Origin of the sequence: Mesorhizobium sp. B1-1-1, from assembly GCF_006442955.1 — a bacterium.
Classification (GTDB): Bacteria; Pseudomonadota; Alphaproteobacteria; order Rhizobiales; family Rhizobiaceae; genus Mesorhizobium.
The window spans coordinates 403,236-424,005 of record NZ_VFWW01000004.1 but is presented as its reverse complement, the minus strand read 5'-3'; the positions used below and the strand labels follow the sequence as shown (position 1 = coordinate 424,005).

The following is a 20,770-nucleotide window of genomic DNA, read 5'->3' as shown; positions in this document are numbered from 1 at the left end:
ACCAAGAGACGAGGCGATGACAGTTCAAGACAAGGATCTGACCTGGCTCAATCCGCCGCCGCATCATTCCATCGACGGCGATGCGGTTCATGTGCGCACCGGCAAGGAGACGGACTTCTGGCGCGAGACCTTTTACGGTTTCTGGCGCGACAACGGCCATTTCCTCTACAAGCGCGTAGAGGGCGATTTCACCGCGGAAGTCACCGTCAACGGACGCTATGAGGTGCTCTACGACCAGGCGGGGCTGATGCTCCGCCTCAGCGAAACGCATTGGATCAAGGCCGGCATCGAATATACCGACGGCGTGGTGTACTTCTCGGTTGTCGTCACCAACGATGCCTCGGACTGGTCGTTGGCCACCATTCCGGCCGGTCCGGATGGCGTCGCGATCCGGTTGACCCGCCATGCCGAGACCATCCGCGTCCAGTACCTGGATGTCTCCGACGGTCATTGGAAGCCGGTGCGGCTCGCCTACTTCCCGGTCTCGAAGGCGGTCGATGTCGGCATGATGTGCTGTTCGCCGCAGCGCGAAGGCTTCGAGGTCACCTTCACCGGCTTTTCGGTCGGCCCGCCGATTTCGCGGGACCTGCACGGCTGAAGCCCGCGCCAACGCCGACGGGACACAAGTGTCATCGCCTGGACCACGCCAGCCAGCGTGCCGCCAGATGCCTCCACAAAGGGGTGAACCGCGTTCGCCGGTAAGCGTCGCCGGCCATTTTGATGCCTTGCGCCTGTGTCGGGAAGGGATGGATGACGTCGGCCAGCGCGTGCAATCCCATGCCCGACCTGATGGCGAGCGACACCCCGTTGATCATCTCGCCGGCATGGGCGGCGACCACGGTCGCACCGAGGATGCGGTCTGATCCTTCCCTGACATGGATTTTGACGAAACCCTCTTCCTCGCCGTCCATCACCGCGCGGGCGACATCGTGCATCAGCACCGTATAGGTCTTGACCGGAATGCCGTCGCGGCGCGCCTCCACCGGATAGAGGCCGACATGGGCGATTTCCGGATCGGTGTAGGTGCACCACGGAACCACCAATTCGCTCAGCCTCTTGCGCCCGAGAAACAGGGCGTTCTGCACGACCATGCGGGCTGTTGCTTCAGCGGTATGCGTGAATTTGTAGTCGAGGCAGACATCGCCCGCCGCATAGATGCGCGGGTTTGAGGTCCTGAGATAGTCGTCCACCTTGATGCCTTTGGCATCGTGGGCAACCCCCGCCTCGTCGAGGCCAAGACCGTCGACATTGGGCGAGCGGCCTATGCCGGTGATGATCTCGTCGACGGAAATGGTCGTCGTGTCGCCGTCCCGCACCAGGTCGGCGAGCTTCTTGTCGCCGTCCCTGCGCACCGCCACCACTTCGGTGTTCAGTCGGACCTCGACCCCCTCGCGCGCCAGCGCTTCCGAAAGGATCTGCGCGGCGTCGCGTTCCTCGCCGGGCAGGAACATCGGATCGCTCTGCGCCAGGATGACCTTCGCGCCGAGGAGGCAGAAGGCCTGCGCTGTCTCGCAGCCAAGCGGCCCGCCGCCGATGACCAGCAGCCGCTTCGGGCAGTCGACAAGGTCGAACATCGTCTCATTGCTGAGATAGCCGGCCTCGACCAGGCCGGGAATGGATGGAAACTCCGGCCTCGCGCCTGTCGCGATCAGCGCCTTGCGAAAGCGCAGCGTCGTTCCCGCGACGGTCACGCAATCGCTTCCGTCGAACCGGGCTTCGCCGAAATGAACGTCGATGCCCAGCGCAGCAAGCGCCTCTGCGCTGTCGGCATGGCTGATCCGTTGCCGGATGCGCCGCATCCTGGTCATCGCGCGCTGGAAATCGACGCGAAGATGGTCCGGCGCATCGGCTCCGAAATTCTCGGCATCGCGCATGTCGGCATAGAGCCTGGATGTGCGGATGATCGACTTGGACGGGATGCAGCCGGTGTTGATGCACGTGCCGCCGATCAACCCGCGTTCGATCAGCGCCACTTTCGCGCCGAGGCTTGCCGCTTCGCTCGCCGCCGTCAGGCCGGCCGGCCCGGCGCCGACGACGACGAGATTGTATGCTCCGGTGGGCGGCGGGTTTCGCCAATGCGGCGGATGGGCGCCGCTGACCAGCTCGACATCATTGTGGTCGGCCGGAAAACCGGCAGCTTTCGTCCTTTCAAGCGACATCGCGGCCATCCGGGCTTGCCGACTGCGACAGCCATCCGCCTGTGAACCCCGCCTTGTTCAGGCCGCGGCGGATGTACTGGTTGGAACGCATCAGCTCCCACACCAGGCGCGAGCGGTGGTTCTCGATCATCATCACCACGATGCCTTGGTCGAGGCCGAAATGGCCTTCCGACACCCAGCCGTCGCGGCCAAATTTTCGCCGGTTGGCCAGCGTCGGGTTGAAGCCGCTCGGCAGCCGGAAATTGTCGATCACCTGGGGGTAGCGATCCGCGAGATGGCGCAGCGCCGCCATGCAGATGTCAGGCGCGAAAGGCAGCGACGCCGGATAGGACCACGGCGCGATCGTGCCGTCGTCCGGCCCGAAAGGCGCACCGCGCGCGACGTAGCCGGAAAACCGGCGCCGCCGCCGTTGTATGCTGCTGCGAAAGCCGCCCGGTCCGTCCCCGGCCGAAAGCCCCCAGAGGTTCTCTCCGTATCCATCATAGCCATGGGGGTTGTGCCGAGCATAGTCGCGGTGGAGGTAGGTCGAGCGGCGGCTGTTTTCGAAATAGTCCGAATTCTTCTCGCGCATGAAAGCGTCGCGGATGCCGGCGAAGTCGATCCAGGCGTGTGAGAACTGGTGCATGAACAACGGACCGCCATAAAGCACGTCGTAGCCGTAGATGTTTTCCCACTGATAGGTCGCCGTCCAGCCCGCGTAGCTGTCGTCGGACGTCGGGCTGTCGGGCGAGGCCATCGACAGGACATAGAGGATCGTCGCCTCATTGTAGCCTTCCCAGCCATAGTGGAGAAAGCCGCTCTTCGGTTTCCAGCCCTGTCGCAACGTCGGACTACTGCCTTGCGCCCATCGCCAGTCGACGCGCCGGTAGAGCGCCTCGGCCAGCCGGCGGATTTCGGCTTCCTCCTTATTGTCGCCCCGGAAATAGGCGCCTGCCACGAGAATGCCGGCCATCAGCAATGCCGTATCCACCATCGACAGTTCGCAGCGCCACACCCGAAGTCCGGTGCGAATGTCGAGGAAATGATAGTAAAAACCCTTGTGGCCGGTGACATCAGCGCCACTGCCTTGCGTGCTGGTCCAGAAGAAACGCAGCGCGGCGAGCGTCAGCTCCACCGCTGCTTCCCGCTCCATCCAGCCGCGCTCGACCCCGATCGGATAGCAGGAGAGCGCAAAGCCTACGACCGCGATGCTGGCCGGTGAATTCGGCCGCGACGTGTCGGCGACCAGCCCGTTTGCGGGGTTCACGTTTTCCAGAAAATAGCCGAAGGCCGCGCGCTGGAAACGATTCAGAAGGTCGTCGTCCGACAGGATGGCAGGCTCGACTTTAAGCAAATGCGGCAAGCTCCGGTCTGGTCGTCGCGATTGCCGGGGAAAGGTGCAGGAACTGCGCGCGGGCCGATCTGTCACGCCTGGTCATGTCTTCGCCCTCATTGTTGCCGTTGCCGGGTTCCGGCTTCGGCCATTGTACGCTTGTCCAGCTCCGTTGGTTGCTTCCTCACGCGCAATTGTAGTTGCTTGCCGCCAGCCGGAAAGCGCCGCACCACATCAGTAGGTGGCGCGGCCGCCGGAGACGTCGAAGACGGCAGCCGTCGTGAACGAACATTCCTCCGAGGCGATCCAGCAAATCAGCGCCGCCACCTCGTCGACCTCGCCAAAGCGCGCCATCGGTATCTTGGAGAGCATGAAATCGATATGCTCCTGGCTCATCTGCTTGAAGATCGCCGTGCGCACCGCCGCCGGCGTGACGCAGTTCACGGTTATGCCGGTCTTGGCCAGTTCCTTGCCGAGCGATTTGGTCAGGCCGATCACCGCGGCCTTGGATGTGCTGTAGGCGGAAGCGTTGGGATTGCCTTCCTTGCCGGCGATCGAGGCGATGTTGACGATGCGGCCGTAATTGCGCTCCAGCATGTGCGGGACGAGCGCCTTGTTGCAGTAGAAGACACCGTTGATGTTGATGTCGATGACCAGACGCCAGTCCTCCACCGGATAGTCCCAGGCGGTCATGTTGGGACCGGTGATGGCGGCGCTGGTGATCAGGATGTCGACCCCGCCATGCGCCTCGATCGTCGACCGCGCCGCCCGATCCACCGCCGCCGGGTCGGCGACATCGACGGTCTGGCCATGCAGCGCCGGGATCGAAGCCCTGGCCGCTTCGATCTGGGCGGGATCGCGGTCCCAAACCGAAACGCGCCCGCCTTCTTGGACCAGCCTCTGTGCGACGGCGAGGCCGATGCCGGATGCGCCGCCCGTAATCACCGCCGAGCGTCCGGCAAACCGTTCCGCGAAAATCGTCGGCATCTCATTTTCCCCTGTCCTGGCGCAAATCGGCTCCGCTCGGCGAAACCATGTTCGGGGGTGACTGTGAGGTCGCCGCCGGCCAAGTTCAAGCCGGCATGCACCTCGATCGTCTGGGCCAATCCCTGAGGCGCGTTATGCCGGGCTCCCCTCGATCTGCCTGTCCAGCGCTTGCACCAGCGCCAGGCCTATTTGTCCGAGCGGTACAGGAAGAACTGCAGGAACAATTCCCGCTCGGTGGTGATGTCGAGTTTCTCATAGATGCGCCGGCGATGGTTCTTGACCGTGCCGACGGTGATGCCGAGCCGCTCGGCAATGTTGGCGGTCGGATGGCCGGCCAGGATCAGTTGCACGAGCTCCCTTTCCCTGAGCGACAGTTCCGGCCACAGGCTCGCCGGGATTGTGGGCTGCTGGCGCGGTGAGGCGCCGGGGCTGGACGGCGCCGAGCTGCGCGAGAAATCGCTTCCGCGCGTCTTGATGTCGAGCGCGTGCAGCGCCTCGAACACCGGCAGCCGCTCAGCCAGCAGGGCGATCTCGTTGTCCTTGAACGCCGTGGTCGAACGATCGAGGAAAATGCCGAGGCACCAGTCGCCGCCATCGGCCAGCATGATGCCGACTTCATCGCAGATCTCCGATTGCGCGAGGAAGCCGGCTATGTACTGGCCGCGTTTGGCCTCGTCGTCGGCCAGCCGCTTGAGCGGCATGATGCCCAGCCGGCGCTCGCGCCGCCAGGAAGCGTAGAAGGGGTCGAACACGTAGTAATTATCAAGGTAGCGCCGCACCATCTCGTCGGAGAAGCGCCGGTGCTTGACGAATTGCGGCGTCTGCGTCGCCGAATAGCGCGTCACCGTCACCAGGTCATGCGCGATGTCGGCGCCGATCAGGTCGATCAGGCAGTCGACATGCCTGTCGGTGCCGGTGGCGGCGATCGCCATGGCGAGCGGCGCCCAGATGTTGCCCATGCGCATGCCTCTTTTTCGGCGACGAGCTCCCGCCCGTCATTGTGCCTTTAGGCATATGGCGCGATCCGGTCCCGCGAATCTAGCCTGTGGTCATGCTCGGCAAGGGAAGGCGACCCGTGGACCATATCTCTACCAATCCCATCGTCATCGGCATCGACGCCGGCGGCACCATGACCGACACCATCCTTGTCGATCAGGACGGCCGCTTCAAGATCGGCAAGTCGGCAACGACGCCGAAGAACGAGGCCGAGGGGTTCCTCGCCTCGGCCGAGGACGCGGCGGACGCCTGGGGCATCTCGCTCGAGGCCCTGTTTTCGGGCGTCAATGTGGTGCTCTATTCCGGCACCGGCATGCTCAACACGCTGCTGTCGCGCACCGGCAGGAAACTCGGCCTGATCACCACCAAGGGCCTTGAGGACATGATCCTGATGGGTCGCGGCCTGCAGGCCTGGGCTGACTATTCCTATGCCGACCGGCTGCACGCTGTGACGCATCATCATCCCGATCCGCTGGTGCCGCGCCGCCGCACTCACGGCGTCACCGAGCGCATCGACCAGTTCGGCGACATCATCCTGCCGCTCTATGAGCATGAGGTCCGTGCCGCGGCGAAAAAGCTGATCGCCGACAAGGTCGAGGCGGTCTGCATCATGACGATCTTCTCGCATGTCAATCCAGTGCATGAGAAGCGCATCGCCGAGATCTGCCGCGAGGAGATCGCCGCCGCCGGAGCCGACATCCTCGTCTACAGCAGCCATGAGGTGCGCCCGGTCATCCGCGAGCAGTCGCGGCTGAACTCGGTGCTGATCGAGGCCTACGCCACCTCGCGCGGCCGCAAGCAGCTCAAGGGGATCGAGGACGTCTCGAAGAAATACGGCTTCAGATATGGCGTCCAGACGCTGCTCTCCTTCGGCGGCCTCACCTCGATCAACCACCCGCGCCTGCACGAAACCATGATCTCGGGTCCGATCGGCGGCATTCTGGGCGCGGCTTATGTCGGCAAGCTGATCGGCAATGACTCGCTGATCTGCTCCGATATGGGCGGCACCTCCTTCGACATGGGAGTCATCACGCGCGGCCAGACACGGATCGAGAACGAGCCGCTGATGGACCGGTTCAAGCTCAATGTGCCGACGCTGCATCTCGACACGATCGGCGCCGGCGCCGGCATGATCCTCAAAGTCGATCCGCTGACGAAGAAAGTTTCGCTCGGGCCGGAAAGCGCCGGTGCCGATCCCGGCCCGATCTGCTTCGCCAGGGGCGGCACCGAGCCGACCATCGCCGATTGCGACGCCATCCTTGGCCGGCTGAACCCGCATTATTTCCTCGGCGGCAAGGTCGTGCTGCAGGTCGAGAAGGCGCGCAAGGCCTTCGAGGAAAAGTGCTCCAGCCAGCTCGGCGTCGGCGTGGAGGAAGCCGCCGAAGGCATGATCGATATGCTGGAGGCCGACGCCAACAACGCGCTGCGCCGCGTCATCTCCGGCCAGGGGATCCACCCTTCGGAGTTCACATTGCTTTCCTATGGCGGCTCGGGGCCGCTGCATCTGGCCGGCTGCTCCAGGGGCATCGGCTTCAAGGATATCATCACCTTCCAGTTCGCCGCCGCCTTCTCCGCGTTCGGCTGCACCACGGCGGATTTCATGCGCCGGCATTCGGTATCGACCCAGATCGACATCGGCGCGCGGGCGAGTGAGGCCGAGCTGCTGGCCTTCGGTGCCAGAGTGACTGCGGTCTGGGACGATCTCACCAGGGCCGCGGTCGACGAGATGGTGGCCGACGGTCATGCGCTGGACAAGATCAGGACGGTGCCGTTCCTGATGATGCGCTATACCGGCCAGCTCGAGGACGTCGAGGTGATGGCGCCGCTCTCGGCGATCAATTCGGCCGGCGACATGTGCAAGGTCATCGACGAGTTCGAGGCGGTCTACGCCAAGGTCAACCATCGCGTCTCGCGTTATGGCGAAGCCGGCTTCTCGATCACCGAGCTCGGCCTGATCGCCACCGCCGACAAGGTCAAGCCCGTGCTGCTCAAGCGGCCGCTCGGCCCCTCAAGCCCCGCATCCGCGCACAAGGGCGTGCGCGAGGCCTATATTGGCGGCCGCTGGCACAAGGCCGATCTCTACGAGATGGATCTTCTGCTGCCGGGGCATGAGGTGACCGGCCCGGCCATCATCGAACACCCCGCCACCACCCTCGTCGTCCATCCGCGGGACCGTGTCTTCGTCGACGAATGGACGCTGCTCCACTACTCCCACGCTTGAGAGGGCGAACGCCATGCTGGACAAACCCGCCTCCGCCCTGCGCCTCCGCGAGCGGCTGATCGAATCCGAACGGCTCATGGACGAGACCGGCTGCTATGACGGCATTACCGATCTCGAACTGCGCAACCAGGATCCGCTGAAATTCGAGACGCTGCACACCAAGCTGCGCGCCTACTGCGTCTCGGCGCGCGAGATGGCGCGTCGCATCTCGGCTTCGCCCGGCGTGCGCGAGGTCGGCGAGATGGTCGTCGCCATCTACACGCCCGAGGGCGACGCCATCGCGCTCTCCAACGGCATCATGGTGCATGTGCACACGATGAGCCGTTTTATCAAATGGATGATCAGACAAGGCTACGAGGAAAATCCCCGCATCGTCGACGGCGACATCTTCGCCAACAACGACGCCTTCATCGGCACGGTGCAGGTGCCCGACGTGATGGACGTGGTGCCGATCTTCCACTCGGGCAAGCTCGTCGGCTGGGCCGGCGCCGTCTGCCATGAGCTGGAGGCCGGCGGCATCACGCCGGGCGGCGACGTGGCGCTGGCCCAGGAGCGCTTCACCGAAGGCCTGTTCGTCTGTGCCGAAAAAGTCGGCCAGAACGACGAGTTGCGGCGCGACTACGTCATCCGCTGCGAGCGCAATCTGCGCATGCCCATCTACTGGGTGCTGGACGAGAAGGCCAAGGTCGCCTCCTGCATCGACATGCGCGAAAGCGTCAAGGCGCTGATCGACGAGATCGGCCTCGACTACTGGATGAAGGTGTCCAAGGAATTCATCGAGGAGGGCCGCCGCGCGCAACTCGCCCGCACGCGACAACTGACCGTTCCCGGCATCTATCGGGGGCATACTTTTTACGGTCACGTCACCAAGGGCAAGCCGGGCTACCAGCCGCTCGGCGACCCCGACTGGCTCTACAACATTCCGATCGAAATGGAGATCACCACGGGCGGCAAGATCATCATGGATTTCGAGGGCACGCAGCCCTGGGGCTACCATTCCATGAACTGCACGCCGGCCGGCATGGATGGCGGCATGTTCGTGACGCTGACCCAGCACATGAATTTCGAAGGCCTGGTCAATGACGGCGCCTGGATGGCAACGGAGCTGAAGCTGCCGCATGGCACCTGGACCAATCCCGACAATGAGATGGTGGCGACGGCCACGTCCTGGGCGCTGCTCCTGCCGGCCTATGGCGTTTTCCAGCGGCTCTTGTCGAGATCATTCATCGCCCGCGGCTTCGTCGAGGAGGCCTTCGTCGGCCAGGTCAACAGCCCGATGATCGAGATGGGGGGAACCAGCCAGTACGGCACGCTGTTCGGCATGGCGCATTTCGAATGCGCGGCTGCCGGTTCCGGCGCGCTTGCCATCAAGGACGGGCTGGACACCGCCTATGTCGGCTGGAACCCTGAATCCGACATGGGCAACATCGAGATCTGGGAACAGAACATGCCGATGGTCTATATCGGCCGCTCGATCGTTGCCAATTCCGGCGGCGCCGGCAAATATCGCGGCGGCTGCGCCTTCCTGTCGACCTGGCTGGTCAGCAAGACCGACCATCTCCGGCTGGTCACCTCGGAACACTCCTCGCGCGTCTTCGACAATGGCGGGCTCTGCGGCGGCTATCCGGCGCCGACCTGCCAAAAACACCGTGCGGTGCGCGACAGCAACATCTTCGAGCTTGCACAAAAGGGCGCGCCGCTGGCGCACCATACCGGCACCAATCCTTATCGTTCCGAACTCGAGGTCCGGCTCGAAGGCCAGCACGTGACGATGGAAGGGCCCTATATCACCGCACCCCACAAAACCGGCGACGTGTTCACCCATTCCTACAATGGCGGGGGCGGCTATGGCGACGTGCTGGAGCGCGACCCGCTCAAGACAGCATCGGACGTCGAGAACGGCTATCTCACCAGGGAAGCTGCCGGAAATATCTTCGGGATCGTGCTTGACGAGGACGAGGACGGCTATCCCGTCGCCGATCTCGAAGCCACCAAGCGCCACCGCGCCGAGATGCGGTCGCGCCGGCTCGCTCGGGCCAGGCCGGTCTCGGAGTGGATGGCCAAGGAGCGCGAGCGGGTGAAGGCGGTCGATTTCGCGCCCGAGGTGAAGAAGATGTATGCCAGCGCCATCAAGCTTTCGCCGCGCTTCACCAGGGATTTTTCAAGCTTCTGGGATGTCGATGCCAAATCGACCTTCGGCGTGGAGTAAGGACCATGACCTCATACAGCAAGGAAGTCATCGCCGATCTGGTCGCGGGCACGCTGCCCTGGCCGCAGACGCGCCGCGTCATGAGCGCCTACAAGGATGACGACCGGTTCTTCAAATATGTTTCGGTTTTGCAGGACCGTGTCGGCTGGAGCGATCCGATACTGCTCCCCGTGGGCGACCACCTCTTCATCTGCCAGAGCGGCGATGAGCGGGTAACCCGTTGCGAATGCGGCAATTCCTTCGGCGACTACCGCAAGAACTGGAAGCTGAAGGCTTCGATCATCGTGCGCGACAGCGAGGAGGCGCTGCGCGAGATCTATCCCAACAGCGACCTGCCGGATCCCGAATGGATGGAAATCCGCGAGTTCATCTGTCCGCAATGCGGCACGCTGCACGAGGTCGAGGCCGCGGCGCCGGGTTATCCCATCGTCCATGATTTCGAACCCGACCTGGAAGGTTTCTACCGCGATTGGCTGGGCAAGCCGCTGGAGCCGATGGACAAGGAAAGCTGATGGCAAGGACACAAGTTTCGTCACCGGCTCCGAAGGTTATGTTGGCCTATGAAGTTCAGATACTCTCGGGACTGATGGACCGTCCCGTGCCGCGCGGAGGCCATGCCCGATGACAAACCTTTCCGGCCGCGGCGCAATCGTCACCGGTGGCTTCTCCGGAATGGGCCTGGCGATTGCCACGGCATTGGCGCAGGCCGGCGCCAATGTCGCTGTCGGTTCCTATGTCGCACCTGGCGGCGTGGAGAGATCCGACGCCGCCTACTATCCCGGCGCTGACGAGATAGAGCGCGTGCGTTCGGCTCTCGGCGCGCATGGAACGAGGATTTACGCCGCCCATCTTGACGTGCGCGACAGCGACGTCACGAACCGTTTCGCGGCCGACGCCGAGGCGGCGGTGGGTCCTGTCGACATCCTGGTCAACGCCGCCGGCACCACGGCCGAGCAGCCGGTCTGCGGCCATTCCGACGCGCTGTGGGACAAGATCGTCGACACCAATCTCACCGGCGCCTTCCGCGCCACCCGCGCCGTGCTGCCCGGCATGATCGAGCGCGGCTGGGGCCGCATCGTCAACATCGGCTCGACCGCCGCCTCGGTCGGCTGGAAGGACAATCCCGCTTACTGCGCCTCCAAGGCCGGTCTCCTCGGCCTCACCCGTTGCGTGGCGCTCGAAGGGGCGGCGCATGGCGTCACCTGCGTCATGATCAGCCCGACCTGGGTCGAGACCGAACTGATGCGCCGCAACGTGGCGCAGGTCGTCGAGCGCGAGGGCAAGGGCCGCACGGCCGAGGACGCGATGGCCGAGATCGCCAGGGGCAACCCGCAGCAGCGCATCCTCCAGCCGCAGGAGATCGCGGCGCTGGCCGTGTTCCTCTGCTCGGATATGGCCAAGGGCATCACCATGGAAAACATACAGGTCACCGGCGGAGCACTTTGGTAGCGCGCACGGCTGGTTGCGGCCTCGATGGAGAGGCCGGCAATGGAAAGAGAAGTCCGATCCCGTCCGGGCGTGTCCCGGACCTGATCTCTCGGCGCTCGCCTGGCTGTAAGACAAGGTGACCGCATTTGCCATTGAGCGCGCGGCGCGATAGGTTATATTGCACTGCACAATGGAGATGCCGTCGATTGCACCCTTCTTACGGAGATGCCTGCCGGCTACGCGGCGGTCCGGGGTAGGCTCGGCGAGAACCTGAGATGAAGATTCCAAAGTCCTTGCTGGTCGATCCCGAGAGGAACTCGGTCTACGGCAGTTTTGCCGTTGCCGTCTCGGTCTGGGCATTCTCCTACTCCGTCATATTCGGCCAGGTGCTGATCCTGGCCTATTATGCGGTGTGGCTGCCCCTCATCATGGTCGACTACAGGCGGTTCCTGCGGCATCTGTCTAGCGCCTGGCTGCCATTGTCGTTCGCGGCCTATGTATGCTTCTCCGTCTTCTGGTCGGACGCTCCCGGCATCACCGCGAGAACGGCCGTCCAGTACTTCTCCCACATCGCCTGCGCCTATGTCGCGGCGCGAGCCGTCAGTGTGCGGACCCTGACGATCGGCGCCCTGGTCGGCATATTCGTCGTCCTGCTCTACTCTCTCAAGGTCGGGGCCTATTCCGAGGACGTCCTCGACGGCACTTATAATTTCGTCGGCGCCTTCGCCTCCAAGAACCAGATCGGCTTCGTCGCCTCCCTCGGTATCTATTTCAGCGTCGTCTTCATCGCCTTCCTCAGGCACGGCCGGCTGAGCCTGTTCCTGACCGTGCCGGTGGTGCTTTTGTCGGCCTATCTGCTGGTCATCTCGCATTCGGCCACCTCGATGGCCTCGACACCGGCGGTGCTGGCGCTGGTGATGCTGCTTGCCATGAGCAAGGTGCTGTCGCGACGCTACCGCCGGGTGATCTTCCTGGTCGGCACAGGCATGCTGGTCGTCGCTATCCTTGTGGCGCTGAATCTCGGCCTCATGGACTTCGTCCTCGGCCTGTTCGGCAAGGATTCGACGCTCACCGGGCGCACCTATCTGTGGGAGCAGGGCTGGAACGCCGCGCAGAGGGCGCCCATGCTCGGCGTCGGTTATGCCGCATACTGGGTCCAGGGCTTTGCCGAGGCCGAGCGCCTGTGGAACGAGTTCTACATCACCACCCGCACCGGCTTCCACTTCCACAACACCTACATCGAAGCCCTTGTCGAACTCGGCTTCGTCGGGGCGACGCTGGTTTCGCTGGTCATCCTGCGCACGCTCTACGGCCATGTCTCGGCGGTGGCGTTCGGGACATGGCGGGCGGATTCGGTCGTTCTGGCCGGCGTCATGGTGCTGCTCCTGATCCGCTCCTTCGTCGAGGTCGAGATCCTCAACCCCTACATCATGGGTTCCTTCCTGATGTATTTCAGCTTCTTCAAGCTGGCGCGGCTGCCCGTTGCCCGTCCTCGCCTGTCTGCGGCAAGGATCGAGGAGGCGAATGCCGCCAGAGGCTGGAGCGGGCCGGAGCCTGGCACCGATGCGGCTCGATGAGTGCGGATCGGTTTCCTGTTGGGCTTGCGTCAAGACAAGGCGATAGAGCGCTGGCGATTCGCTCAAACGCCGCCCCGCTCCAGGGTGATTTCAGGAAAAGTGTGTACCGGGAAGAGCGCGCAGCGCTTTCCGTCCGGAATTGCGCAAAAACAAACGGATAGAGCAGCTCACCGTTTTCGTGAACGGTGAACTGCTCTTATCGACCGCCTACTGGCTGGGCATTGGCGCCAGCTTGACCTTGATCACATCGCCCGGCAGCACCGGCGTGTCTTCCTTGACCGCAATCTCGCTTGTCTTGCCGTCGGCAGCGCGCAGCAGTGAATAGATCAGGGTGGGCTCTTCGTTGGTTGCGCTGGCGGCCACGGTGGCGGGATCGGTGGCCTGGGCCATCAATCCTTTCTGCATGTTGACCCTCAGCGCGGCCTCGTTCAGGTCGGCTTCGGTCTGCTGCCGATCGGCGGCGAGGCTCGAGCTCAGCGTGTTCTGGGCGTCGATGGCATCCTGCGTTGCCTTGCTGATCGCTTGCTTGGCGGTGAGGATGGCCGTTTCGTAGTCCAGGATCTTGCCCTGAAGGTCGGTGACGGACTGCTGTGAATCCAGCAGCCTTGCGTTGGCGACCAGGCCTTTCTGGGCCAGCGGACCGATGCTGGTGAGTTGCTGCTGCGCCAGGTCGACCTGCTTCTGCTGGTTGACGATCTTCTTCTGCAGCGATTCGATCTCGGCCTGCAGAACCCCTTTCAGGTCGCTGAGCGCCTCTAGCTTCAGCTTCAGCGCCTTCTGGTCAGCCGTGAGGATCGTCATCTCGTCCGCGACGATGGCCTGCAGTCTCGGGTCGCCCTCGACCTCCTTCGGCACGTCGAAGCTCGACTTGCCCTCAAGGTCGGCATCGATGCGCGCGCGCTTGACGATCAGTCGAACGCGCTGATCGTCATATATGTCGAAATTGCCTTTGGCGGTGACCAGGTCCTTGCCGAGCTGCGGACCGTAGTCGGCGCTTCGCCGGATGCCGCCGGCGATGCTGACCGCCTTCAGCACCGTAAGATCGGGCACATAGGGGAATTGCCCGGGGTTCTGCACCTCGCCCGAAATATAGAACGGCCGGAACTGCGCCATTTCCACCGATGCCTCGGGCCGGTCCGACAAGGCGAGCTTGTGCTGCAGCGCCTCGCCGATCGCCGCCGCGACTTCGGCCGTTGTCTTGCCGGATGCCGGCAGCTCGCCGACGAAAGGCACCGACAGCATTCCGGCCGGCCCGACCGTGTATACGCCATTCACCGCCGACCAGTCGCGGAACGTGCCTTCCACGGTCTGCCACTCCGCGATACGGATGGTGAGCTTGTCTTGCGATCCCAGATGATACTCGTCGGCAAGGGCGATCCGCGGCAGGGCGAGCGACAGGGCCAGGCAGCTGGCCACGAGCCGCAAACGCCGCGAGCGGCCCGAATGCGGGCCGCTGCAAAAAACTTCGAACATGTCTATCTTCAACTGAACGTTCCGATCCGCTTTGGCCCCACCAGCCCGATGAGCCTGCGCCCGATGCCTGCCGGGAGAGATCCCCCGGTGCGATCCGGTTCGCGGCTGCTCAGTAGCAGCCGCGCGACATCCAGACAGCCGGAACTGTCTTGATGATGATGCGAATATCCTCAAAAAGTGACCAATTCTCGACATAGTGGCGATCGAACGCGACGCGGCTGTCATAGGAGACGTCGTTGCGGCCGCTGACCTGCCACAGGCCGGTCAGGCCGGGGCGGGACTTCAGGTAATACACGGCGGCGCTGCCATAGATCTCCAGTTCGTCGCGCACGACCGGGCGAGGTCCGACAAGGCTCATGTCGCCCTGAAGGATGTTGATGACCTGCGGCAACTCATCGAGACTGAGTTTCCTCAGGACCGCGCCGACCCGGGTGACGCGCGGATCGTTCTTCAGCTTGCGGGTGGCTATCCATTCCGCCTTGGCTTCCGGATTGGCCGCCAGATAGGCGGCCAGCACCCTTTCGCCGTCCGGCACCATGGTGCGGAACTTGAGACAAGGGAAAACCCGTCCGCCACGCCCGATTCGCCGGTGACCGTAGAAAATCGATCCGCCATCGGAGAATTTGACGAGCAGCGCTATCATCACGAACAGCGGGCTGAGAGCGATCAGGGCGGCCAGTGAACCGGCAATATCGAAACTGCGCTTGATAAGGCCGCCGATCGGCGGTGGAAAATCGACGCCAGCCTGCGAAAACTCCGCTGTGGCCGACTTGGCAACGTCCCTCATGCCAAAACTCCATGCGTTGACCGGATGGTTTACCGCACGATACCAAAAAAATGTTGCAGCGCAACACACAATTTCCCATACCTTTGAAATAGTCACGTCATGAATTGACTAAATAATAAGCGCGCCCTGCACAAATTTCGAAATATTTAGCACATTTATGACAATAAATGGGCATCGCCGGAAAAATAGAGGCGCTTTTGAGGCAATTTCTAGGCGAGGCGTTCTTTATGCCCCTGAGCGGAGCTCGTTGGTGCTTTAGCGCAGCGCGATATTCAAGGGTATTCTAATAAAATACTATTCGATATTGTAGATTTTACTGAAAAACACCAAAGTGCCGAAGTTGCACGTAATCCCGCCGTGTGCGTTGCAGCATGAGTGAGTCGAGCGCAAAAGCTCACCTAAAAATAAATGCAGTTGCCCTTGCGGCCTTTTGCTCGCCTTAATAGAATTGCAAATTATACCTGTCAAAGTGGCGACAGGTTGAAAGGCCGGAAGCAACCGGCCGGGAGCGGGCGACTTAACAAGCCCGCATGACAAGGGACGACGCTCGGGTGGGGCAATGATTGGAATATACCCGGGCCGGTTTGTGGGCTGTTGGGTATGTCGCTTCCAAAATTCATCGTTGGGATGATTTTCGCTCTTGCGATCGTCGTTGGCTGGTCATGGCTGGGCGGCGCTTCAATAGGCACGACGCTGCTGCGCGTCATCATTTGTGCCGTGGTCATCCAGGCGGGCTACTTCGTGCTCGTCTATGCCATGATCATCAAAAGCGCGCCGACGCCGGCCGACAGGACACGCGAGGCCGAAAGAAAGCTGAGTTCGGCCGAGGTGGCCGAGGGTGAAAAGCTGGGCGGCGCCGGGCGAAGCCTTCACTGACCCAGACCAGGCTGGCCTCAGGCCACGTCGGCGGGTTCGGACTCAGATTGTTCGCCCGAAAGCATCCGGGACAACCGGCTTCCTGCTTTCGCCTTCAGCCGCCGATATTGCCCGACCTCGACGACACGGCCGTTTTCCATCGCGACCACCCAGTCGGCGAACGCGATCATCGATGGCCGGTGCGCGATGGTCAGGATCGTCATCGAGCCGCGCAGCCCGTCGATCGATTGCGCGATCAGTGCCTGGTTTTGCCAGTCGAGCGCGCTGGTCGCCTCATCGAGGATGAGCAGTGACGGGTTGCGCAGCAAGGCGCGCGCCAGCGCGATCCGCTGGCGTTCGCCCCCCGACAACCGCACGCCGCGGTCGCCGACCACCGTTTCCAGCTTGAGGTCGAGCCGTTCGACGAATTCGGCCGCATGGGCCGATCGCAATGCGGCCCACAGTTCATCGTCGCTTGCTTGCTGTGCGGCCAGGCGTAGGTTCGCCGCGATCGTGTCGTGCAGGAGAAACACGTCCTGCGGCACGTAGGCGACCTGGTCGCGCCAGCCCCGGCGATTGACGGCGTCGATCTCGACGCCATCGACGAGGATCGTGCCGGCTGTCGGCTCGAGCAGGCCGAGCAGCATGTCGGCGATCGTGCTCTTGCCTGATCCCGAAGGGCCGATAAGGGCGGTGACCTTGCCGGCCGGAAGGCCGAAGGTGATGTCGCTCACCACCGTCTTGGCGGCGCCGTCCTCGTAGGCGAAGGAGACGCCGCGAACATTCAGTCCGAAATCGAGCGACAGCTTTCGAGCGTCCTGGATCCCGGCATGGCCAGGTTCCCGCTCGGCGTCGAAACGCATCTGCAGACTACGCATCGCGGCATAGGCGGGCAGGTTGATCAGGACCTGCTGCGCCTGCGTCTGCATGTCCATGAAGCGCGGCGCGATGCGCATGAAGACCAGTAGCAGCACCACGATCTCGGCCAGTGAGAGGTCGAAGCGAACCAGCGCAACATAGATGAACAGGCTCAAACCGATCACGCTCGCCACCTGGAACAGGGCGGTGCCGGTCGAACTGTTGCGCACATAGGCGATGTTGTCGGCCTTCATTCTTTCAAGTGTCGCCTGCAACTGCGCGAAATAGGTCGCCTCGATGTTCAGGCTCTTGGCCACCTTGATGCCGCCGAGGAATTCCGAGACCGTCCGGTATTGATCCTGGCGGTTGGTGGTCAGGACCTGGCCAAAGGCGGTGGCCCGCGACCGGAATGGCCGCAGCGCGAGGAACATCAGCATGCCGATGACCACGGCGAACAGCGTCATGACCGGCGAAATGAACATGGAGATCACGAGATAGCCGGCCAGAAGCACGGCGATCTGCACCAGCATCAGCAGCGAGAAGGCCGCGCCCTGGACGCGGTCTATGTCCCCGGTCAGCGCATGGTCGAGGTCGGAGCCGCGCATGCGCGTGAAGACGCCCCATCGTGCCTTGCCGATGCTTTCGAACAGGTTCATGCGCAGGCGGTTGATGAAATCGAAGAGAAGACTGGCCATGTAGACCGACTTGAAGCGGTTGAAGGCGGCCTGCAGCGCGACCAGCGCCACCAGCATGCACAGCATCGTGGTCAGCTTCAGCGTGCCGTCCGGCACCAGCCAACGCATGAAATCATTGTCGGGCAGCTTGATCGCGAAGTCCTGGCCGGAGCGTCCGACTAGCTGCAACAGCGGAACCAGCAACAGGATGGAGATGCCTTCGGTCAGGCTGCCCATGATCAGGAAGAGCAGTGCCGTCCAGGTCCGCCGCCCGCCTATCTGGGCGATAACGGCGCCGAACCCGGCGATTTCCCGAAACAATGACGGGCGAAGGAGCGATGATTTCGACATCTCCTGCTACCCCTGTCCTGCCATCAGGTCATGCTCGACGAGGCTCACGACCTCGCCGATCCTGTCGAGGCCCGTCGGCACTTCGAGCCTGCACACGCCGACGCGATCGGCGAGCCGTGCGCAATGCCCGAGATGCGCCGCCGCGAAATCGCCGACCAGGGCGGCGCGGCCGAAACGCGTGACATATGAAAATCTGATCACGGCCGGCAAAGCGGCGATGCCGGGCATGGGCGAGATCTCAGCCTTTTGGCCGCGCTCGAGAATATAGATGCGGGTCGCCGGAACCCTGTCGCGCGAAAACGCCCCGTGCAATCGGTGCTGGGCCTTGTTGATAGCCGGATGCACCTGCGGCCGCACTTGTGCCCCTTCGAGCGAAATCGCGGCAGCCGCGTCGGCCGCCAGCTTGATCTGGGGAAAACCCGGCACGATCATCGGCTCGTCCGGATGGCTGAGATCGAGCGCCACGACGTCATCGGTGAGCAGTTCGTGTCCGGCACGAATCATGGCGCTTGCCGTCGTCGATTTGCCAGCGCCCTTGTCGCCCATGAAGATGGCGCTTTTGCCGGCAATCGCGACGGCGCTGGCATGCAGCACGAGCAGGCCGCGCTGGTGCAGGATGAGCGCCATCACCGGTCCCAGCAGCGGGAACGCGATCAGCGCATCGTCGATGCCGGGCGCCGGCTCGACCTCGATGCGGCAGGCGTCGCTGATCAGGAACGCGCCGACGGCGTGCCATGCCAGATATTGCCGATCCGGTTCGAAGCGGAAAATGGTCGCGGCCTCGGGCGAAGGCTTCGGCATATCGATCGCGCCGACGCTGATCACGATATCCGCCGCTGCGGGTTCGGCCGGCTCCAGTTCTGGCAATGTCACCTCGGAAGCGATGGTCAGGCCGTAGGCTCGATAAAAACGGCGCTGTCCGCGCGGCCAGCCTTGCGCGCGCGCGCGGAGGGCCAGCGGCTCGTTCAACGGCGTCATGCGGCACTCCCGGCGCGCTGCACCTGCCGCAGCCACAGCGACAGCGACGCCGAGCGCCAGACATACTGGACATCGAGCGGCGCCGGCCGGTCGGGCCGACTGAGCAGCCGGGCATAGGCAGCCTTCACGGCCGGCAGGTTTATGTAGGGCTCGATGCGGCCGGCGTCCGGGCCGAGCACCTGTTCCAGGAGGTCGCTGTGGTTGCGCAGCATGCCGTTGACGAGATTGCCAGTGAAATCGATCTTGTCGCGCCGCCACTGGACCGCCGCGGGCAGCACGTCTTGCATGGCGCGGCGCAGCACGTAGCGGCCAAAACCGCGGCTGAGCTTCTCCTTGCCCGGCAACGCCAGGCAGAACTCGACCAGCGGCTTGTCCCAGAAGGGATAACGAGGTTCGACGCCGAAATTGGCGGCCGCCTTGTCGAGGACTTCGAAAGCATGCGGCACATAGCCGTTGGAAAGAATCCAGCGGTGGGTCAGCGCCTCGCTGGCGCTGACGTCGGGCGGCTTGTAGCCGGCTCGGTGAACCCGCTCGATGAGCTCGGTGCGGCCGGCAAGATCGGCATTGATCAGGTCGCGCCAGCTTCCGCCCTGGGCCGGCTTTCGCAGCCTGTGCAGGAGCCGGTTCGCGGCGTGCCTGAGCCTGGCCACGCGCCAGGCAGGCCCGTAGATGGTCAGGAACTGGAAATACATGCCGAGCATGCCGTCGCCATAGGTGTTGGAAGCGCTGCGGATCTCGCGCCACAGCTCCAGCCACTTGCCTGCATTGGCAAGCTCGTGCAGATGGCCGTGCCCCTGCGATACGACTTCGTCCCCGCCATGGCCGTCGAGAAGCACCTTGACGCCTTTGGCGCCCGCCGTCCTGTAGACCTCCCGGGTGAGCGTAAGGCCCGGCGCCAGGAACGTTCCTTCCTGCTCTTCCAGCACCCGTTCGAATTCCGCGAACGGCGCGTAGTTGCCGACCGGGATCAGCGTGCCGTCGACGCGCCCTTGTTCCAGCACCGCGTCTATGAAGGGGGTTTCGTCCATCGCCGAACCGCGTTCGAAAACCAGCGAAAAGGTAGGCAGCCTCGGCTTTCCCTCGGACAGGTTTTGCCGGCCCGCCACGCAGGCGATCGAAGAGGAGTCCAGGCCGCCGCTCAGCATGGCCCCGACCGCCGCGCTTCCGCGCATGCGGTTGCGCACGGACTGCGAGAAGAGGTGGGCGAATTCCTCGGCGGCGTCCGGGCGCATAGGCCGCGACGACGGCTCGATCTGCCAGTATCGCTGCAGCGTCACGCGCTGCCCCGTCACAGTGAGGCTGTGGCGCGCCGGCAGGCGGAAAATATCGGTATAAGGCGTCGCTTGCGGATCGTCTGGCAGCCCGGCCAGGAAACCCGAGATCTGATGTTCGCTGAGGCGGGCGCCGGCCCCGGTGACGCCAAGGATCGGGCCGATCTCGGAGGCAAAGACAAAGCGCTGCCCGTCCGCGTGATAGTAGAACGGTTTGACGCCGAAATGATCGCGCGCGCAAAACAGCACCTGCCGCTCGGCATCCCAGATGGCGAAGGCGAAATCGCCTTGCAGGTGCACGGGACAGGCTTCGCCCCAGCGCAGATAGGCCCGCATCAGGAGCACGGCGTCGGCAACCGATGCGTCGCGGACGCCGAGCCGTGCCATCAGCTCGTCGCGATTGTCCAGGCGGCAATCCGCGGTGACGGCCAGTTTGCCGCCCGCTATCGTCAGCGGGCCGGGGCCGGCTTCATCGGTCGTGTTGAGCCAGGCGTGGCCGAGCGCGACAGCCTTGTCGGTCCACCACGAACTGCCGTCGCGGGCGCGATGACGCATGCGGGCCAGCATGCGCTGGATATCGGCTGCGGACTCCGGCGCCTCGTGCCCGTGCAGGATACCGGCCACGCCGCTCATC

At 63.6% G+C, this 20,770-nt stretch carries 16 protein-coding genes; 7 read left to right on the top strand and 9 right to left on the bottom strand.

The genetic code is table 11. The annotated features are described in order from the left end of the window. Positions 1 to 16 precede the first annotated feature (16 nt). Positions 17 to 598: a DUF1349 domain-containing protein gene (locus FJ986_RS10285; RefSeq protein WP_140497223.1), complete on the top strand. Its 582-nt coding sequence runs from the start codon at positions 17 to 19 to the stop codon at positions 596 to 598. Positions 599 to 629: 31 nt separating this feature from the next. Here the strand turns inward: FJ986_RS10285 and FJ986_RS10280 are convergent, their stop codons facing one another. From FJ986_RS10280 to FJ986_RS10265, 4 genes are all read right to left on the bottom strand, one after another. After that, positions 630 to 2,159 (bottom strand): mercuric reductase, encoded by a 1,530-nt coding sequence (locus FJ986_RS10280; protein ID WP_140674199.1) that lies wholly within the window; start codon positions 2,157 to 2,159, stop codon positions 630 to 632. Beyond that, positions 2,149 to 3,492 (bottom strand): glucoamylase family protein, encoded by a 1,344-nt coding sequence (locus FJ986_RS10275; protein WP_140670762.1) that lies wholly within the window; start codon positions 3,490 to 3,492, stop codon positions 2,149 to 2,151. The genes FJ986_RS10280 and FJ986_RS10275 overlap by 11 nt, the downstream gene beginning before the upstream one ends. A gap of 213 nt (positions 3,493 to 3,705) precedes the next feature. Continuing rightward, a complete protein-coding gene (locus tag FJ986_RS10270) occupies positions 3,706 to 4,458 on the bottom strand; it encodes an SDR family NAD(P)-dependent oxidoreductase (RefSeq protein ID WP_140580562.1) in 753 nt (250 codons plus the stop codon). Between the two features lie 185 nt (positions 4,459 to 4,643). Beyond that, positions 4,644 to 5,423: a helix-turn-helix transcriptional regulator gene (locus FJ986_RS10265; RefSeq protein ID WP_140497217.1), complete on the bottom strand. Its 780-nt coding sequence runs from the start codon at positions 5,421 to 5,423 to the stop codon at positions 4,644 to 4,646. Positions 5,424 to 5,533: 110 nt separating this feature from the next. Between FJ986_RS10265 and FJ986_RS10260 the strand changes: the two genes are divergently transcribed. The 5 genes from FJ986_RS10260 to FJ986_RS10240 all read left to right on the top strand — a co-directional run bounded on the left by FJ986_RS10260 (position 5,534) and on the right by FJ986_RS10240 (position 12,889). Next, positions 5,534 to 7,675, top strand: a complete 2,142-nt coding sequence (locus FJ986_RS10260; protein WP_281406977.1) for a hydantoinase/oxoprolinase family protein — start codon at positions 5,534 to 5,536, stop codon at positions 7,673 to 7,675. Positions 7,676 to 7,688: 13 nt separating this feature from the next. Further along, entirely contained in the window at positions 7,689 to 9,884 is a 2,196-nt protein-coding gene (locus FJ986_RS10255; RefSeq protein ID WP_140674195.1) for a hydantoinase B/oxoprolinase family protein, read from the top strand. A gap of 5 nt (positions 9,885 to 9,889) precedes the next feature. Then, positions 9,890 to 10,396, top strand: a complete 507-nt coding sequence (locus tag FJ986_RS10250; protein ID WP_140674193.1) for an acetone carboxylase subunit gamma — start codon at positions 9,890 to 9,892, stop codon at positions 10,394 to 10,396. 109 nt (positions 10,397 to 10,505) lie between these two features. After that, positions 10,506 to 11,333, top strand: coding sequence for an SDR family NAD(P)-dependent oxidoreductase (locus FJ986_RS10245; RefSeq protein WP_140512906.1), 828 nt, complete (start codon positions 10,506 to 10,508; stop codon positions 11,331 to 11,333). A 254-nt stretch (positions 11,334 to 11,587) separates the two neighbouring features. Then, complete coding sequence (locus FJ986_RS10240) at positions 11,588 to 12,889, top strand: O-antigen ligase (RefSeq protein ID WP_140512908.1); 1,302 nt, start codon at positions 11,588 to 11,590, stop codon at positions 12,887 to 12,889. Positions 12,890 to 13,096: 207 nt separating this feature from the next. Here FJ986_RS10240 and FJ986_RS10235 read toward each other — a convergent pair whose 3' ends face one another. Together FJ986_RS10235 and FJ986_RS10230 are read right to left on the bottom strand one after the other, a co-directional pair. Beyond that, the gene (locus FJ986_RS10235) at positions 13,097 to 14,362 is read right to left on the bottom strand and encodes a polysaccharide biosynthesis/export family protein (protein ID WP_181181868.1); all 1,266 of its coding nucleotides are present in this window, start codon (positions 14,360 to 14,362) and stop codon (positions 13,097 to 13,099) included. A gap of 109 nt (positions 14,363 to 14,471) precedes the next feature. Then, entirely contained in the window at positions 14,472 to 15,149 is a 678-nt protein-coding gene (locus FJ986_RS10230; protein ID WP_140497203.1) for a sugar transferase, read from the bottom strand. Between the two features lie 600 nt (positions 15,150 to 15,749). On the opposite strand from FJ986_RS10230, the gene FJ986_RS10225 reads away from it, so the two are divergent. Beyond that, positions 15,750 to 16,025 (top strand): exopolysaccharide production repressor exox, encoded by a 276-nt coding sequence (locus FJ986_RS10225; RefSeq protein WP_140674189.1) that lies wholly within the window; start codon positions 15,750 to 15,752, stop codon positions 16,023 to 16,025. 17 nt (positions 16,026 to 16,042) lie between these two features. Here the strand turns inward: FJ986_RS10225 and FJ986_RS10220 are convergent, their stop codons facing one another. Genes FJ986_RS10220 through FJ986_RS10210 form a run of 3 tightly spaced genes read right to left on the bottom strand, consistent with a single transcriptional unit; the run spans position 16,043 to position 20,769 of the window. Continuing rightward, entirely contained in the window at positions 16,043 to 17,887 is a 1,845-nt protein-coding gene (locus FJ986_RS10220; protein WP_140674187.1) for an ABC transporter ATP-binding protein, read from the bottom strand. Between the two features lie 6 nt (positions 17,888 to 17,893). Continuing rightward, positions 17,894 to 18,865, bottom strand: a complete 972-nt coding sequence (locus tag FJ986_RS10215; RefSeq protein ID WP_140674185.1) for a serine kinase — start codon at positions 18,863 to 18,865, stop codon at positions 17,894 to 17,896. Next, positions 18,862 to 20,769 (bottom strand): lasso peptide isopeptide bond-forming cyclase, encoded by a 1,908-nt coding sequence (locus FJ986_RS10210; RefSeq protein WP_140674184.1) that lies wholly within the window; start codon positions 20,767 to 20,769, stop codon positions 18,862 to 18,864. The genes FJ986_RS10215 and FJ986_RS10210 overlap by 4 nt, the downstream gene beginning before the upstream one ends. Position 20,770: the final 1 nt, after the last annotated feature.

What these genes read in the sequence shown, in the direction of transcription:
- FJ986_RS10285 (WP_140497223.1), top strand. Translation starts at nt 17, where the DNA reads ATGACAGTTCAAGACAAGGATCTGACCTGGCTCAATCCGCCGCCGCAT.
- FJ986_RS10280 (WP_140674199.1), bottom strand. Translation starts at nt 2,159, where the DNA reads ATGTCGCTTGAAAGGACGAAAGCTGCCGGTTTTCCGGCCGACCACAAT.
- FJ986_RS10270 (WP_140580562.1), bottom strand. Translation starts at nt 4,458, where the DNA reads ATGCCGACGATTTTCGCGGAACGGTTTGCCGGACGCTCGGCGGTGATT.
- FJ986_RS10265 (WP_140497217.1), bottom strand. Translation starts at nt 5,423, where the DNA reads ATGCGCATGGGCAACATCTGGGCGCCGCTCGCCATGGCGATCGCCGCC.
- FJ986_RS10255 (WP_140674195.1), top strand. Translation starts at nt 7,689, where the DNA reads ATGCTGGACAAACCCGCCTCCGCCCTGCGCCTCCGCGAGCGGCTGATC.
- FJ986_RS10250 (WP_140674193.1), top strand. Translation starts at nt 9,890, where the DNA reads ATGACCTCATACAGCAAGGAAGTCATCGCCGATCTGGTCGCGGGCACG.
- FJ986_RS10245 (WP_140512906.1), top strand. Translation starts at nt 10,506, where the DNA reads ATGACAAACCTTTCCGGCCGCGGCGCAATCGTCACCGGTGGCTTCTCC.
- FJ986_RS10240 (WP_140512908.1), top strand. Translation starts at nt 11,588, where the DNA reads ATGAAGATTCCAAAGTCCTTGCTGGTCGATCCCGAGAGGAACTCGGTC.
- FJ986_RS10235 (WP_181181868.1), bottom strand. Translation starts at nt 14,362, where the DNA reads ATGTTCGAAGTTTTTTGCAGCGGCCCGCATTCGGGCCGCTCGCGGCGT.
- FJ986_RS10230 (WP_140497203.1), bottom strand. Translation starts at nt 15,149, where the DNA reads ATGAGGGACGTTGCCAAGTCGGCCACAGCGGAGTTTTCGCAGGCTGGC.
- FJ986_RS10225 (WP_140674189.1), top strand. Translation starts at nt 15,750, where the DNA reads ATGTCGCTTCCAAAATTCATCGTTGGGATGATTTTCGCTCTTGCGATC.
- FJ986_RS10220 (WP_140674187.1), bottom strand. Translation starts at nt 17,887, where the DNA reads ATGTCGAAATCATCGCTCCTTCGCCCGTCATTGTTTCGGGAAATCGCC.
- FJ986_RS10215 (WP_140674185.1), bottom strand. Translation starts at nt 18,865, where the DNA reads ATGACGCCGTTGAACGAGCCGCTGGCCCTCCGCGCGCGCGCGCAAGGC.
- FJ986_RS10210 (WP_140674184.1), bottom strand. Translation starts at nt 20,769, where the DNA reads ATGAGCGGCGTGGCCGGTATCCTGCACGGGCACGAGGCGCCGGAGTCC.